General features: G+C 59.7%; 10 protein-coding genes. 7 read left to right on the top strand and 3 right to left on the bottom strand.

Going from position 1 to position 15,160, the window contains the following annotated elements:
- Complete coding sequence (locus ACMZ91_RS00955; protein ID WP_149908859.1) at window positions 1-903, bottom strand: ABC transporter ATP-binding protein; 903 nt, start codon at window positions 901-903, stop codon at window positions 1-3.
- A 132-nt stretch (window positions 904-1,035) separates the two neighbouring features.
- On the bottom strand, window positions 1,036-2,067 hold the full coding sequence (locus tag ACMZ91_RS00950; RefSeq protein ID WP_100437497.1) for a LacI family DNA-binding transcriptional regulator: 1,032 nt from the start codon (window positions 2,065-2,067) through the stop codon (window positions 1,036-1,038).
- A gap of 139 nt (window positions 2,068-2,206) precedes the next feature.
- Here ACMZ91_RS00950 and ACMZ91_RS00945 point away from each other — a divergent pair, with 139 nt between their 5' ends.
- From ACMZ91_RS00945 to ACMZ91_RS00920, 6 genes are all read left to right on the top strand, one after another.
- Window positions 2,207-2,602 carry a hypothetical protein gene (locus ACMZ91_RS00945; protein WP_180847428.1) on the top strand — a complete coding sequence of 132 codons (396 nt, stop codon included), beginning with the start codon at window positions 2,207-2,209 and terminating at the stop codon, window positions 2,600-2,602.
- Between the two features lie 170 nt (window positions 2,603-2,772).
- Window positions 2,773-3,348, top strand: coding sequence for a single-stranded DNA-binding protein (locus ACMZ91_RS00940; protein ID WP_149908858.1), 576 nt, complete (start codon window positions 2,773-2,775; stop codon window positions 3,346-3,348).
- 139 nt (window positions 3,349-3,487) lie between these two features.
- Window positions 3,488-4,813 carry a site-specific integrase gene (locus ACMZ91_RS00935; RefSeq protein ID WP_231347519.1) on the top strand — a complete coding sequence of 442 codons (1,326 nt, stop codon included), beginning with the start codon at window positions 3,488-3,490 and terminating at the stop codon, window positions 4,811-4,813.
- The gene (locus ACMZ91_RS00930) at window positions 4,800-6,380 is read left to right on the top strand and encodes a site-specific integrase (RefSeq protein ID WP_148239573.1); all 1,581 of its coding nucleotides are present in this window, start codon (window positions 4,800-4,802) and stop codon (window positions 6,378-6,380) included. Before ACMZ91_RS00935 ends, ACMZ91_RS00930 begins: the two co-directional genes overlap by 14 nt.
- Window positions 6,373-8,229 carry a hypothetical protein gene (locus ACMZ91_RS00925; RefSeq protein WP_262228987.1) on the top strand — a complete coding sequence of 619 codons (1,857 nt, stop codon included), beginning with the start codon at window positions 6,373-6,375 and terminating at the stop codon, window positions 8,227-8,229. The genes ACMZ91_RS00930 and ACMZ91_RS00925 overlap by 8 nt, the downstream gene beginning before the upstream one ends.
- A 6-nt stretch (window positions 8,230-8,235) precedes the next feature.
- Window positions 8,236-8,688 carry a hypothetical protein gene (locus ACMZ91_RS00920; protein ID WP_049397654.1) on the top strand — a complete coding sequence of 151 codons (453 nt, stop codon included), beginning with the start codon at window positions 8,236-8,238 and terminating at the stop codon, window positions 8,686-8,688.
- A gap of 224 nt (window positions 8,689-8,912) precedes the next feature.
- Here ACMZ91_RS00920 and ACMZ91_RS00915 read toward each other — a convergent pair whose 3' ends face one another.
- Window positions 8,913-9,821: a DUF6602 domain-containing protein gene (locus ACMZ91_RS00915; RefSeq protein WP_346473220.1), complete on the bottom strand. Its 909-nt coding sequence runs from the start codon at window positions 9,819-9,821 to the stop codon at window positions 8,913-8,915.
- Between the two features lie 715 nt (window positions 9,822-10,536).
- Here ACMZ91_RS00915 and ACMZ91_RS00910 point away from each other — a divergent pair.
- The gene (locus ACMZ91_RS00910) at window positions 10,537-14,292 is read left to right on the top strand and encodes a CHAT domain-containing protein (protein ID WP_346473219.1); all 3,756 of its coding nucleotides are present in this window, start codon (window positions 10,537-10,539) and stop codon (window positions 14,290-14,292) included.
- Window positions 14,293-15,160 lie beyond the last annotated feature (868 nt).

The following is a 15,160-nucleotide window of genomic DNA, read 5'->3' as shown; positions in this document are numbered from 1 at the left end:
TCAGGCTGCCGCGCGGGCACGGGCCTGCAGGCGCAGGCGCTGGAAGTACACGTCCTCGAGGTCGGGAGCTACGGCCGCAAAGCCGTCACCGGGGTCGTTGGCGCTGTGCACGTGGATCACCGGGCGGCCACCGACCAGGCGGGTCGACAGCACCACATAGCGCGCTTCGTGGTCGGCCAGTTCAGAAGGATCGACCTGCTTGCGCCAGACCTGGTGCTGCAGGGCGTCGATGGCTTCGGCAGGACGGCCGGTCAGCAGCACCTGGCCCTTGTTCATGATCGCCATCGTCGGGCACAGATCGGTTACGTCCTCGACGATGTGGGTGGACAGGATCACCGCCACGTTCTCGCCGATGGCCGCCAGCAGGTTGAGGAAGCGGTTGCGTTCTTCCGGGTCGAGGCCGGCGGTGGGTTCATCGACGATCACCAGCCGCGGGTCACCCAGCAACGCCTGGGCAATGCCGAAGCGCTGGCGCATGCCGCCGGAGTACGTACCGAGCTTGCGCTTGCGGGCGTCCCACAGGTTTACCTGCTGCAGCAGCCCATCGACCACCTCGCGGCGCTGGGCGCGCTGGGTCAGGCCCTTGAGCACCGCGAAATGCTCCAGCAGGTCCAGCGCGCTGACTTTCGGGTACACGCCGAAATCCTGCGGCAGGTAGCCGAGCCGGCGGCGCACCGCGTCCTTGTCGCGCAGTACGTCGATCGGCGCCTCGCCTGGAATGCTGAGGGTCGCCCTGCCGCTGTCGGCCTCCTGCAGGGTGGACAGCGTGCGCATCAACGACGACTTGCCGGCGCCGTTCGGGCCGAGCAGGCCGAACATGCCGCGCGGGATGTCCAGGTTGACGTTGTTGAGGGCATGCACGCTGTTGGCGTACGTCTTGGACAGCGAATCGATCTTCAGCATGCGACGTACACCTTTCAATGGGCGATGTCTGCGCGTTATCCGCGCATCAGCCTCCGTGCGCATCCGCCGTTGGTCATGGGGGGAGAATTCCGCCGTCGCACGTTGGGGCGTGGGGCGGTGGCCTGGCAGCGCTTACCCGCGCAGCGAAGATTCCCGCACCACCAGCTTCACCGGGATGCTCTGGCTCTCCACCGGTTGCCGGCCGATCAGTGCCAGCAGGCGTTCCACCAGCAGCTGTCCGGCCTGCTTGGTGTCCTGCTGCACGGTGGTCAGCGCCGGGGATACCGAGGCCGCCAGTGGGATGTCGTCGAAGCCGGTCACCGCCACGTCCTGCGGCACCCGCAGGCCGGCTTCGCGCAGGGCCCGCATCGCGCCGATGGCGATCAGGTCGCTGGCCGCGCAGATCGCATCGATCGGTTCACCGCGCGCCAGCAGCACCTGGCAGGCCTCCTGGCCGGAAGCCTCGGTGGTGATCGCATCGTGCTGCAGCGCCGGCTCCGCAGCCAGGCCGTGTTCCTGCAGGGCCGCGACATGGCCGCGGTAGCGCTCCTGGAATTCGGGGTAATGGCTGGAGGCATGGCCGAGGAAGGCGATGCGGCGGCAGCCCTGCTGCAGCAGGTGGGTGGTGATGTCGTGCCCGCCCTGGAAGTTGTCGCTGCCGATCGACACGCCGGGCTGGCCGGGCAGGGCGGCGCCCCAGCGCACGAAGTGCGTGCCCTGTTCGACCAGCCGCTGCAGGCGGTCGCGCGATTCGTGGTAGTCGCCGTAGCCGAGCAGGATGATGCCGTCGGCCTTGTTGCTGTCTTCGTAATCGGCCTGCCAGTCGGTGGACAGCTGCTGGAACGAGACCAGCAGGTCTTGCCCGTGCAGGGCGCAGGCGCGAGTGATCGAGCCCAGCATCGAATGGAAGAACGGGTTGATCAGCGAGTCGTCGTTGGTCGGGTCTTCGAAGAACAGCAGGGCCAGCGTGCCCGCATTGCGCAGGCGCAGGCTGGAGGCGTTCTTGTCGACCTTGTAGTTCAGCTCGCGGGCGATGCGCAGGATGCGCTCGCGGGTCTCGGCGTTGACCATCGGGCTGCCCCGCAGGGCCCGCGACACGGTCGGCTGGGAGACCCCGGCCAGGTGGGCGATGTCCAGGGAGGTGGCTTTGCCTTTGATGGTCATGGGCACGCGGGAGGGGGCAGGGTGGAAGGTGCCTGGGCATGATGCCATGCGGTGGCTGCCGGCCGTCCTGGCCGTCACTGCTTGTGGCCACGGTCGCGGTCGTGCGACGGTCAACACCATAGCCTGATGGAGCCAAGCGGTGACCTTTCGCCTGTACCCGGGTGTCCCCGACGATTTCGAGGCGCGGATCCGCATCCTTGCGCCAGAGGAGGGGGGGCGTCGCAGCCCCGCCCGGAATGGTATCCGCTGGGATTTCGCCTATGCCGATGACGCCGGGACACCCGAGCTGTTCATGATCTGGCCCGACTTCCGGCACGCTGAGGGCGACAGCTGGGCGACCGAGCTGCCGCTGCCGGTGGGAGAGTCCCTTCTGGCAGGCCTGACCGTGGTCAATGAGGTGCTGAGGGCGGGGTTGCACCGGGAGCGTATCCAGCCGGGCGTGCGCTTCCACTGCCATGAAGGGCCCAAGGTGGTGGCGGTGGGGGAGGTTACGCGGGTCACCGGCCTGCTGCTGGATCGTCCCCTGCTTCGTTGAGGCCGGTTCCGACCCGGATCGGCCGGATTCCCGACGGGCCGGGGGCGAAGGGAATGGTAAGATGCCTCGTTCCGATATCCCCCATTCGCAACCGTGGGAGGTCCAGCGTATCGGCACCCCGTCGGGTGTGCTATCACTGGTCCAGCCCCGGACAACGGAAGAATCCATCTATGGCGCGCGGCATCAACAAAGTCATCCTGGTCGGCAACCTCGGCAACGACCCGGACGTGAAGTACACCCAGAGCGGCATGGCGATCACCCGCATCAGCCTGGCCACCACCAGCGTCCGCAAGGACAAGGATGGCAACCAGCAGGAACGTACCGAATGGCACCGCGTGGTGTTTTTCGGCAAGCTCGGCGAGATCGCCGGCGAGTACCTGCGCAAGGGCAGCTCGGTCTACGTCGAAGGCAGCCTGCGCTACGACAAGTACACCGGCCAGGACGGCGTGGAGAAGTACTCCACCGACATCGTTGCCGATGAAATGCAGATGCTGGGCGGCCGTGGTGACGGCGGCGGTGGCGGCGGCGGTGGCAACTACGGCGGCGACCGTCCGCAGCGCCAGCAGGCGCCGCGCCAGGAGTACGGCGGCGGTGGCGGTGGCCAGCGCGGCGGCCAGGGCGGTGGCTATGGCAACCAGGGCGGCAATCAGGGCGGCGGTTACGGCAACCAGGGTGGCAACCAGCGTCCGCAGCCGCAGCAGGCGCCGCCGATGGATGACTTCGCTGACGACGATATTCCGTTCTAGCGAATACTAGATCAATAGTGGTGATATAGCTTCGAGGAAGGCCCTGTTTTTACAGGGCTTTTCTTTTTTTTACGCTGACTTGCGTAGTCGAAAATTTCATATACAGTTGTACATATGTAAAAACAGTAGAAGAACAGTGATGGCCATGCTGTCAGTTCATGTGCTTGGCGAAGGAGAACGAGTTCCAATGCTCCACGACGAGCAGGGCGTGCCTTTGTTCTACCCGACCCTGTTTGCTACTTCCCAGCTTCGGAATGCCGGGGCAGCCGTCAACACGATCCGAAACAAGCTTGCCGACATCGTTGTACTTCTGCGCTGGGAGCAGGCCAATGGCCGAGACCTGATCACCGAGTTCCGCAGCGGGCGCCTTCTCACAGTTTCAGACATAGTCTCGCTTCGAGATTTCGCCAAGCTCGACATGCGGGAGTTGAGTTCAGTGGGAGAAGGTGACAAGAAACGAAGCGTCGTCATCGATTTTCTCGAGGCGCGAGTTGCCTCAAATCAGGTGCTGGCCACCATTGGTGGGCAACAGCATTTCAACCGTATCAGCACGTTTGCCGACTATCTGGAATTTACGGCTTCGGTCGTTACACAGCACCAGAACTCGTCTCGAACCGCTCAAGAAATTGCGCGGATGGCTAGAACCATTCGCAAGCACCGACCGCGCGGGTTGGCAAAACAGAGGGATGACGATTTGGATCTGCGCTCGCCACCCTCCGAGTTGGTCGAGCGATTCATGGCGATAGGCACTGAGGGTGATCCGCGCAATCCGTTCCGGCATCCGGAAGTCCAGCTCCGCAATGCCATCATCTTCGGGCTGCTAAGACACACCGGAATGCGACGAGGAGAGCTATTGAGCTTGCGACTCGACCAGTTCGACTTGGGCCATGAGCCGCACGTCTGGGTTCGGCGCAATCAGGATGATAAGCATGACCCGCGACCCTATCAGCCGGTAACGAAGACCAAGGAGCGGCCATTACCGATACCTGAGGCGCTCGCCAATCAGATCGACCGTTACATGCTGAATGTCCGTTCCAGGATCGGCCCCGCCAGAAGGCATCCGTATCTACTTGTCTCGCACAGGAAGGGCGATACATGGGGCAAGCCACTCTCCACCTCAGCTCTGAGTAGCCAGATCTTTTCGCGGATGCGCGCGGTGGACCCCGCCTTTGAGGCGATCCATCCCCACGCCTTTCGACACCATTTCAATTACGAGCTTTCCGTCAACATTGACAAGCACAACGCCAAGATCCGGTCGGGTGAAGATGCTGAGGCATTGCCGTTCAGCGAGGCTAGGGAGCTGGATGTTCGTGCTTTCCTGAATGGTCATCGCAGCAAGGCATCGGGAGCGACGTACAACCGGCGCCACATTCGTGAAGCCAGCGACAAGGCTGCTCGTCAGGTGCAGGCCGCTCATCCCAAGCGTAGCGATAACTCCAAGGGGGGCGGTGGTGATCCGCGCTAATCCAAAGCAGGTCGATGTCGAGGGAAAGTCGACCGCTCAGACAGTGTCTAAGGATGGTTATCCCTTCAAGCCTTCGGATAAACATTGGCAATTAAACAAGGACGTGCAGATTTCACTAGCGCTGCCGGGGGTGGTTGAAGCTAGAACCGAGGCTGGCTTTCGCGCCACGCTGTTGCGCTATGCGGAAGAGGCATCCGCTCGTCATGCGCGAAATATGGAGACGCGTTTCAAGCGATACCTGCGGGATACAGGAGCGTCGCGGGTGACCGTGGTTGACCTCATCAACTGGCGCGCCAGCCTTGCGGCAGACGAGCAATATCAGTTAGGCGGCCTGAAGGGCTTCCTGCTTGCCTGGCACGACTACGGATTTGACGGCGTCACCAGCGAAGTCGTTGATCTCCTCCAAAGCTGGCGAATAAAGGGGAACGAAAAGGGGGCGGCCGTTGCTAGTGGTTGCCCCGAGAATGGGCCCTACACCGACCTCGAGATGGCTGCGCTCCTGGATTGGGCGAACCTCGCGGTAGCACGAAAGGACATTGCATTCGAGGACTACGCATATCTGCTCACCTTGGCGATGACCGCGCGCCGTCCCGTCCAGATCGCTGCTCTCAGGGGGCGGGATCTCGTTCGTGAAACAGGTGAAGGCGCGCCCATGTTTAGGCTCAACATTCCGCGAGCCAAGCAACGTGGCATCGCTTTTCGAGGTGCCTACCGGTCTCTTGCCATCCTTGAAGACCTATATTTGGTGCTTCGGCAGCAGCATCGACAGTCCGTCGCCGCAGTTTTCGAGGCGATTGGGGGGACGGTTGATCCTGCCTTGGTAGGTGAGGTGCCGATCTTTCTCAATCGCAAGAAGCTTGAGGATGTTGGAAATTTAGACGAGCTCACCGACTATCTGATGGGTGGCGCGCCAGATCAACTGCATGCAAAAATTGACTCGCTCGATTCCGCTCTACAGCGTTGCGCGAAGGCGTCGACTGCGCACTCGGAGCGTACTGGTGAGTTTATTCGTTTTTCCGCACTGCGATTCCGACACACGCGAGGCACGAAGCTTCGCCGAGAGGGATTCGGTGCATTCATCATCGCCGAGTTGCTGGATCATTCCGACACCCAGAACGTCCACGTGTACACGGAGAACACCGCTCAAGAGGCGGTAGTAATCAATGAGCTAGTGGGTGCTCGACTCGCTCCCTTCGCGCAAGCCTGCCTCGGCAAGCTTGTCCACTCTGAACGTAAGGCAGTTCGCGGTGACGATCCGCGGAGCCGTGTGCCGAATGATCGTCAACACGCGGTGGGGACCTGCGGTAACTATGGATTCTGCGCTAGCGGCTACCGAGCCTGCTACACATGCTTTCACTTCCAGCCGTGGGTCGACGGGCCGCATGAAGAGGTGCTGGTGGACCTATATGCCGAGAAGGAGCGCACCCGGGAGGCAGGCTGTTCCAACGTCATTGTTAATGCTAATGACCAACTGATCCTTGCTGTCGAGCACTGTGTTTCGATGTGCAAGGATGCGAGGGCTCAGATGCTCGACGCGAATCTGTTGGAGGCGGGCACCCATGGGTGATGTCGTCCAGTTCGTTCCCCGCGCTGAGCGCGAAGCCAGCGGAAACCTTGCCGACTTCATACGCTTGGCAAAAGAGGGTCTGACTGCCTTCGCGAATGGTGGCGCTTGGGATCGCGACAAGTGGCAGCAAAACGAGACCATAGTCGTCTTCGCGACGAAAACAGCACCTCTGAACTCATACTCTTTCACGCCCTTCGTCGAACCATTCATGCAGTTCGCAAAGGCATACATTCGATACAGATATAGCCACAGGCCAGTCAAGAGCTTGGCAATGATGCTCCAAGCACTTCGCTGCGTGGAGGCAGGATTGCTGGCGGCTTGCGGCCGAGGAGATGTCGGACTCCTGAGTGGTGCGGTAATGGACGTTTGCGCCAACAAGTGCAAGGAGTTCTACTCCAGCGAGGACGTGCACCACAAAACCGGGCTCCAACTTCAAGCTGTATTCGACTTCTTACGTGAGAAGAGCCTTGTCCCGTCGTTGCCGGCTTGGAAGTCTCCTTTCAAGAAGCCGGTGATCCTGACCGAGGATCTCGGCGAAGCGGGACAGGCCCATCGCATGGAAAAGCTTCCCACCAATGAGGCAATGCTCGCAGTTGCTGACGTGTTTGCCCAGGCCGACGATCGGGAGAGTCAGTTTTACTCATCAATCTTCATCCTGCTTATGGCCGCGCCAGGCCGCGTCTCCGAAGTGCTGAAGCTTCCTATTGACTGCATCCAGTGGGAGGAAGATGACGACGGTAATCTTCAGATGTTCCTGCGTTGGAATGCGGCCAAGGGCAAAGGAGCGACGAGGAAGTGGGTCGTGCCTGTCATGCATGACGTCGTGAAAGAGGCCGTCCGGCGCCTGATCGAAATCGGTGCTCCTGCACGTGAGTTAGTCAGGGCGGCGTTCGAAGGCTCCACGTCTTCGTCTGAAGATGTCGGCACGTCCAATCTCATCAAAGAATTTGGCGGCTTCTACTGGCCCTTCCTTGATGAGAAGAGGGTGCTGACGACCTGGAGTGCTCTGTGCCTGCATCGAGAGAATGAATTCAGTCGCGAGAAGGAAATTAGGCCAGACTCATGGCGGATTCCAAGCGCTAACGAGGTGAATAAGCGCTTGGGCGCTGGCAGCGGCCACGGCGAATCTCTCTTTGACCGTATGGGCCTGCGGAATTTGGATGGCACGCGCATCACGTTGACATCGCACCAGCTCCGTCATTGGCTCAGCACGATGTCAGAACGGGCGGGCATGGACGACTACAGCCTGGCGCGCTGGGCCGGTCGCGCAAAGGTTTCCGACAACCGTCATTACGACCATCGCTCGCCGGAGGAACGCCTAGAGGCTGCCCGTGGGCTGCTTCCGATGCAGCCTGCCCCATTGCTCGAGCGCATCAAGCAGCGTCAGCCGGTGACGTATCAGGAACTTGGGACTGATCGGCTGGGAACGGCCAAAGCCACGCTCTATGGCATGTGCGTGCACGACTACGCCATGGCACCGTGCCAGAAACAGCGCGAATGCATGACCTGCAAGGAGCATGTTTGCATCAAGGGTGATCACGTTGCGCTAGACCGGATTCGCCTCTTGGAGGCGCAGACGGAAAAACTGCTCCAGCAGGCCATGAAAGCTCATGAGGATGGCGACTTTGGTGCCGACCGCTGGGTGGACAATCACAAGTGGAAGCTCGCGCACGTCAAGGCAATGAGGATCGCATTGGAGCATCCCAATGTTCTGGAGGGAGCGGTCCTCAGGATTCCGGATGGGCACGATCCTTCTCCGGTTCGCCGTGCTCTCATGGATCTTGGCGTTGTCGAAGTGCCCTCCATGGATGCGCTTGGTCCGAAAATGATTGCCTTGGCTCTTACCTGACCCGCCATGCCAAAGAAGATCATCACCAAGGCAACGCTGCCAAAGATAATGCGTGAGCTGGATCGCTGGGACGGCAAGCTCACTTGGCCGCTATTCTGCGAGCGCGCCGCAAAGGTGCTGGACGTGCCTTCGATCTCGAAGCACACGATGTACCTTTATCCTGCCGTCAAGGAGCGGTTTCAGCAGCGTCAAAAGGATTTGCGTGAGGCGAGAGATGCGCTCCCGAGAGATTTCACGTTGGACGCCGCTATCCGCCGCATCACTGACTTGGAAGCGCAGGTTAAACGGTTAGAGGACACCAACAATCTGCTTCTTGATCAGTTTCGTCGATGGCAATACAACGCCTACGCGAACAACGTTCGTATGGACTTGCTTGCATTGGACAAGCCGTTGCCTGAGGTGAACCGTTCTGGTCGCCGGAAAGGTGAAAAGAAGAAGAGAGAGAATAGCGAGCAGTGACCTGGAAGTGGTCTCTTTTGAGAGGTCACGGCAGCTCCGCCGGTCGCAATGCACGCTACTGAGTAGTAGAGCCTCGGTTCGGACCGATCAGAATCGGCTGCCGGCTCTTATCGGCGCCTTGCAGGAAGGGATCCGGACACTGAAAGAGCGGTGCGCGCAAGAAGACCAAGCTACGCACGGTCGATCTGTTCGAGGTGTGGTGCGCATTGCTGTACGTAGTGCTCTTAAGTCGAACCTAACATTCGCTTGGATGAGACGGGGATCCTGTAGTGCTGTTCCTGCGCGCTATAGCCTGCAGCGGAGTGCGCCCCTCCGACCATGTGCGGCTGCTGTAGCCGATTCACCGCAACCGCGTGATGCAGATAGGCGCTAAAGATCTGAAGTGCGCTTCCCTCGCCGTCCCGTGGAGATTCAATGGCGTAGGAGGAGTTAGGGTCGGTGGTCACATCGCCGTGGACGTTCGGATCCGTTCCGGCAACGCATGAGAAGGACCAGGCGGGGCCGTCTAGAACACAGATGCAGTCGGGCAACTGTTCAATTTCCTCAATCCCAAGCTGCTTGAACAGTTCGCCGGAGTTCATCGCTTCAGGCAGCTTTCGGAGGGCGCGCGCAGAATATGCGATTACTCCCGCAAAGTACGTATTGCGGCGGATGGATGCAGCTTCCATCACGTCGACCGCAGATTTGATGTTCTCAAGGGCCTCGACCAGGCTGCCCGCCCAGCGGTAGTGTCGCCCCTTGGGGGTGAGAAACGATGGGCTGGTACTCATCCGGACGGTTTCTCTCACTATTTCTAGAGAGCTCTTGACCTCAATGATCGCAGCAACGGATTCAGGCCTAACGATCGAAAATTCATCGGCGCGAAACAGCGGGGTAAAGTCCTGCTTGTCATGCGCGAGGCAGTCGATCTGACGCGAGGATCGATCAACCTGATTGTCTTGCTCTCGATCATGATCGGTCACGAATCCGCTGGTAACCAGGAAGCGTGATGGGAGATGCTGCTTGAGGAACTCTCGCAGACTCGCTTCCCGATATGCTCCCAGCGTGCCCGGGTGGCTGGTGAAGAGGCTGATCCTCTTCCCGTCAGCAAGGAGTTTCTGGGCTTCCAAGCGGTAGGACGTTGAGACGCTCATTGTTCCGATGACTCCAAATGGGGCGTCCTCTCTGCCGGGGCGGGTTGAGGAGCTTGATGGACTACTGCAAGGGACGGCTTGCTCCCGCTTCCTCTCCATTGGAAGGAGAGGGGGCTGGCTCTCCAAGCTCCTTCAACGACGCCTGAAACGCCGCTATCGGCGTGAACAGCTTGAACTTTAGCCTCGGAGTTCAGAGAACGCGATCAGGATGCCCATGCCTGCCGCATCTTGGCCTCGGTGGCCGGCTCAGGTTTCGCATGATATGCGTTGGTTATCGGGTTGCATGCTTTTTATGAAGGCCTGCTTGCTCGTCACTTGATTTCTCGACCGTCTCGGACAATTCAATCTCGCCATTTATCGGGTACAGCGCTGTTCTCAAGGGGCTCTCAACTTGGCGAACTCGCAAGTAGCGAAGGATGAGTCAGGAGCTGCCGGATTCCCAGGTCAAAGAAGGAATGCGCACTGTTGTTCCACGGTATTTGCCATTGCTCCGGCGAGTTGGAGTCCTCCAGTATCTGGTGGCATCAAAGCTGGGTTGCTCGGATCGCCTGATAGTCCTCGAGCGGACATGTCGATATGACCTATGCGCAGAAGCAACTGATACTTGAGATGAGAGGGCGCCGGGTCTGTGCGAATCCTTGGACCACCGTGGCGACTATTGATCGATGGCCCTAGAATTGGTTCCTAAAAGCCACCTTCAGGAAGAGGACAAGGGATGTCTGCCATGCTTCAGTCGGATGAGTTCCCGTGGGAAGAGCTGATCGCGGACCAGGGACTGGCTCCGACGAACATCGTACTGACGGCTAACACTGGCCGTGCGGAGCGGGTGGCCAAACTGGTCAACTTGATGCTGATCTCCACGGTCGACTCGGGGGAGGCTGCATTCAGTCAGGTCTGTGTTCTATTGCCCCCCGATGTTCCGGATACGATCCATCAAGACGTGATGAATGACATGGCTCGGCGCCATGGTGGATCCGATGAGGTTCACGCACAAGCTGTGTCAGGGCGCCTCCATGTGCACCGCGTTACGTCCCTGAATGCCGCTGAGCTGGTCGCGTTAATTACAGACCTTCCTGATGGAAGCTTTGCCATTGTCCTCGACGCGTCAAGGTATCGTGCGCCAGACGCGGCCAGCATAAGCTCATCATTTGGGCTGCCGGAGGACCGCTGGATTCCATCCTTGATCTGGCTGGCGGATGCGTGTATCGAGCGTTCATCAGCTCCCAGATGTGTTCTGATCGATGCGGGTGCGTCACCGCCACAGTTGGAGCGTAACATTGATGCCTTCCGGGATCTTGACTGCCTGGTGTGGGCGGTTGGCGGTCAGGCCGCGGTAGCTGATGACGAGATCCTCAGATTCAAGCGATGGGTTGCCCGAGTCAAGCGAGGGGATGTCCTGACTGTCCTGGATGAAGTTGACGTTCTTGAAGCCACGTCCAGCCAGTCAAAACTCATAATGAAGGCTGACCTTCTGCATAAGGGCGGAAGGTCGTCTCGTGCCGCGGAGCTTCTTCAACCCCTTTGGGCCTCTGCGGAACGTCTTGCTCCGTTTGTAGGAATTCGATTAGCTGCCATCGCAGTTGCTGGTGGGGACAGGGTAGGCGCAGCGGTGTTTCTAAACGGATGCGCCGCCAAGCTTGACGATCCTCAGATGATGGAGGATGCCCTTGACCTGGCACAAACGCTACAGTCCGAAACGATGACGCGTCATTGTTTGTCCTGGTTGGCCCGGTACCAGCCTGATTCGGCGGCGCTACAAGAGCATCAGCTGCAGGCCATGCTTGTCGCCTGTCGTGACGGGGGCACGATCCAGTGCAATGACATTGCAGGTCTCCCCCTCACAGCCTATGTCGATCTCATTCTTGCCAGCGTTCATCGCCAAGAGGTTCCGGACTACTCTGCAACTATTTCGGGTCTTGGGACAGAGTGGGAGCATCTTCACAGTGAGACCGTACTTGCGTGCGCACTTGATGCGATGCGACGAGACCTGCCCGTTCAGGCGGCAATGCTTGTGGTCGGCCTGTCTCCGGTGGCGGGGCGCGTCAGTGCCTCGAGCCAGCTTCTACTCTGGACAATTGAGCGCTTGCTGATCGCTGGACAAGGGGATCATCGTGAACTCATCAGCGATGCCGTCCTGTGGGCGCTCAGGTACTTGGCTGCTCACCCTGCTGATACGCACGTTCGTGAGCGGCTTGACGAGCTTCTTTCCATTGATAGTGCTGGCGTGAATGGCATCGCACTGCTGGCTCACGCGGTTCTCCGACTCATTGATATCCAGCAGGTGTCCGAAACCTCCCTCCACCGGCCTTCAGTGCCGGCGGGGGCGTGGCAGGATGAGGAGTGGCTGGGCTTCTACCGTTCGGCCACGGAATGGATCACCCAAGATGGGGTCGTGGACCTGGCGACGGTGCGCCTTCCGATAGAATTACTTACGCTGAGTGCTGATGAGGTACTGGCAAAGCTCAAGGTGCTGGCACAGTATGTCGTCGAGCAAGAGCAGCCTGACGATTACGCCGTTCTGAATCAGATGTTGATGATCGCGTTCGCGGTAGTGCCGCATGCGGACAACTCGAGCGCGGATCTTGAGCTGCTCAGGTTGGTGGCTACACGGCTGGTCATTACCGGTGAGGCCCAGCTTGCCCGCGACCTGGTCGAGTCGGGTTTGTCTGCCACGCATGATGATCCTCATCGACTTCGTCTTGCGTGGCATGCCTATGGCGATGTGTTTCATCGGATGCAGGACCATCCAAGGGCACTGCTTTCCTTCGGTTGCGCGGTCGCGAGCGGTGGAGATATCGGGCTGGAGCAGGCGTACTATGAGAGCGTTGCCTTGGCAAGAGCCCTGCGCGACATCGGGCTGTTTGACGTCGCTCACGCGCTCTTGGCGCGCTGTGAGGGGCTGATTTCCCGAATGGGGGCTGTGGAGGACATGGCCCATCGATTGCAGACACTGCGGCTCGGTGTTCGCCTTGGCGAACTGCATTCTCTGAGAGCAGAGCTGGGGCATTGGATACCGCTACTGAGTGAACTATCAGCCAATCTTCGCGAGGTCATGCGCAGGGATGATGAGATCACCACGGTACTTCTACTTCTCGTCCAATCACGCGATCGCGTTCTGCTGCTTGGCGGGGAAGTGCCCTCGTCAGTTGATGAAATCATACAGCAGGCCAGCGCAATGGCCGGCGCGATCACTCAGGATCTTTTGCTTCTGGCTGAGAACGCAGCCCCGGGGAGGGACCGACTCGTTTCCTATGCGCAGCTTGCTCAACGTGCACGGTATTCGGGCGATGTCGGCTTCGATGTGCAGCGTTTGGTTCGCGCGGCCCGAGCTCAACTTGCCCAGGAAGAGACGCTCGCCGACGCAGAGCTGGCTGCGTTCGCGGTGGAGGCTACCTCCGATCATGCCATTCTAGTGCCTGGCGCAGTTGGCCAGCGCTGGCTTCCGTCCACCCTCGACGAACCGGCTGAGACGATCAATCTCTTGTCCCAGCAGGGGCTTCAGGTGGAGTTGCTCGCCCTCGATAGCTCTGACCGCCTCATCCGCGTCAGCGGTGTGGGCGGACGGATTCTGGTGAATCGTGAGGATGGGGTGTTCTCCGCCCGCGGACTCGATGCATGGTCCATCGTATATCCATATGCCTTTGGCATAGACAGTGATGATCCCAATCTGTTCCATACCAGTATGCGCGAGTTGGGCCTGTCCAGTAGCATCGGGGCTCGCACTGTTTTTGTAATGGACACCCGGCTGCAGAGCATTCCCCCGCAGCTATTGGTCGTTGAAGGAGAGTTCGTCGGTAATCAGGCCTCTGTTGCGGTGGCCCCTTCCTTGGCGTGGCTGCGAGGTGCAACGACCTCAAGCCCGCTTCAGTACGGACCACCGGCAGCTTGGATATCAACCGCCGTATCCGACGGTGAGGACGGTACGCTGTGTAGGGTGGCTGATCGCCTGAACGAGACTTTTGTCCAGCATCAGATTCAGCTGGATACCGGCGCCGAGCCACCTCCCAGCCTGCGAGCTGCCCAGTTGGCGATCGTCGCCGCTCACGGCGGGCTGGATCCCGGTGCACGCTTCTTCCAGGTTGTGTCCGACGAGTCGGCGCTGAGAATCAGCTCATTGGACCTTGCTCGAGCGCTTGAGAGGGTCGGGGTGGCGATTCTTTTTGTATGCAGCGGTGGGCGGCAGAACGCTCATCCGGCAGCGAACACCACCGTGGGACTACCGAAGCAGCTTCTCAGTCGCGGAACACGTGCGGTCATCGCATCGCCTTGGCCTTTGGACTCTCGTGTGCCGTCGCACTGGCTCCCGGCGTTTCTTCATGCATGGAATGAGGGCGCCCGACTGATCGATGCAAACGCGGATGCAAACCGGGCGGTCGCCCGGCAAATGGGTCATGAGCCACGCGATGCGCTGGCAATGACGCTTTACGGCAACCCTCTTCTGTGCAAGGGTGACCTGCCGCTTTCTGAATAGAGGTGACGGCAAGTGCGGGGTAGCTCCCTGGCTCGATGGGTAGGGCATGGACCGCAGTATTCTTGAACGTCTAGGGGGGCAAAGAGACTTCGGCGATTGCCTCGACGTGCAAACGCACACCTGGACACTCGCTTAGCTCGACTCACGGCCTGAAGCGACCACTTGCATGCTCACTGCTGCAAACCTGCAGCAGATACGTTCTGGCCATTTCGGCAGGGTCGATAGTCAACGTTGGCTGACGGGGCCTTTGCTCCTGTCCAGAGCCCGCTCTCTTCAGGAGAGTCGCTTGGTCCATCTCTTGGTCAGTGACAGGATGCCCACTCCGACCGGATGCGCATTGAGTTAGGCCCAAGTGATGACAGATGCGATCATTGAGTCGGAGAGGACATAGCTTAGAGAGGCCCTGCGGCTTACCAATGGACGACGCTCACGCCGCCTTTGAGGCTCTTGAGAAATTGGATGGGGCACTATCGCCGGCCCTCGCCGCAGCAGTGGTTCGCTTGGTCCAGTCCAAGCATGCATACGACGCTTTGGCAAGAAGGGGCGACCCTTTGGCTGCGATTGCTGGGAGTCGCCTGGGGTTCTGGCAGAACGAGCACTCTGTACCTGGTGCTGTCAACTTCTTCCACGGAGTGGTGCTAGTGCCTGCGGCCCACATCATTTAGGGTGTTTTTCCCTTTTATTTCATATAGATAGAAAAATGACTGCTCATCTAGAGTGGCCATACAGCATCAGATGTCTGCCAGCATCGCTGATCAACTACCGCACAACAGATGCATCACCTCTACAGCTAACGTCATGTTGATCACGACGAACCAGCCATCTATCCAACGTTGCAGGCTAATGCCCAGCGTCGCGGTGCGGAGCT

This window comes from Stenotrophomonas sp. FR024, from assembly GCF_047500745.2.
Taxonomy (GTDB): Bacteria; Pseudomonadota; Gammaproteobacteria; order Xanthomonadales; family Xanthomonadaceae; genus Stenotrophomonas; species Stenotrophomonas maltophilia_A.
This window is presented reverse-complemented; position numbering and strand designations above follow the sequence as displayed.

Bases quoted from the DNA above. Each gene is read 5' to 3' on its own strand.
- ACMZ91_RS00955 (WP_149908859.1), bottom strand. From the start codon at position 903: ATGCTGAAGATCGATTCGCTGTCCAAGACGTACGCCAACAGCGTGCAT.
- ACMZ91_RS00940 (WP_149908858.1), top strand. From the start codon at position 2,773: ATGGCGCGCGGCATCAACAAAGTCATCCTGGTCGGCAACCTCGGCAAC.
- ACMZ91_RS00950 (WP_100437497.1), bottom strand. From the start codon at position 2,067: ATGACCATCAAAGGCAAAGCCACCTCCCTGGACATCGCCCACCTGGCC.
- ACMZ91_RS00910 (WP_346473219.1), top strand. From the start codon at position 10,537: ATGTCTGCCATGCTTCAGTCGGATGAGTTCCCGTGGGAAGAGCTGATC.
- ACMZ91_RS00935 (WP_231347519.1), top strand. From the start codon at position 3,488: ATGGCCATGCTGTCAGTTCATGTGCTTGGCGAAGGAGAACGAGTTCCA.
- ACMZ91_RS00915 (WP_346473220.1), bottom strand. From the start codon at position 9,821: ATGAGCGTCTCAACGTCCTACCGCTTGGAAGCCCAGAAACTCCTTGCT.
- ACMZ91_RS00925 (WP_262228987.1), top strand. From the start codon at position 6,373: ATGGGTGATGTCGTCCAGTTCGTTCCCCGCGCTGAGCGCGAAGCCAGC.
- ACMZ91_RS00920 (WP_049397654.1), top strand. From the start codon at position 8,236: ATGCCAAAGAAGATCATCACCAAGGCAACGCTGCCAAAGATAATGCGT.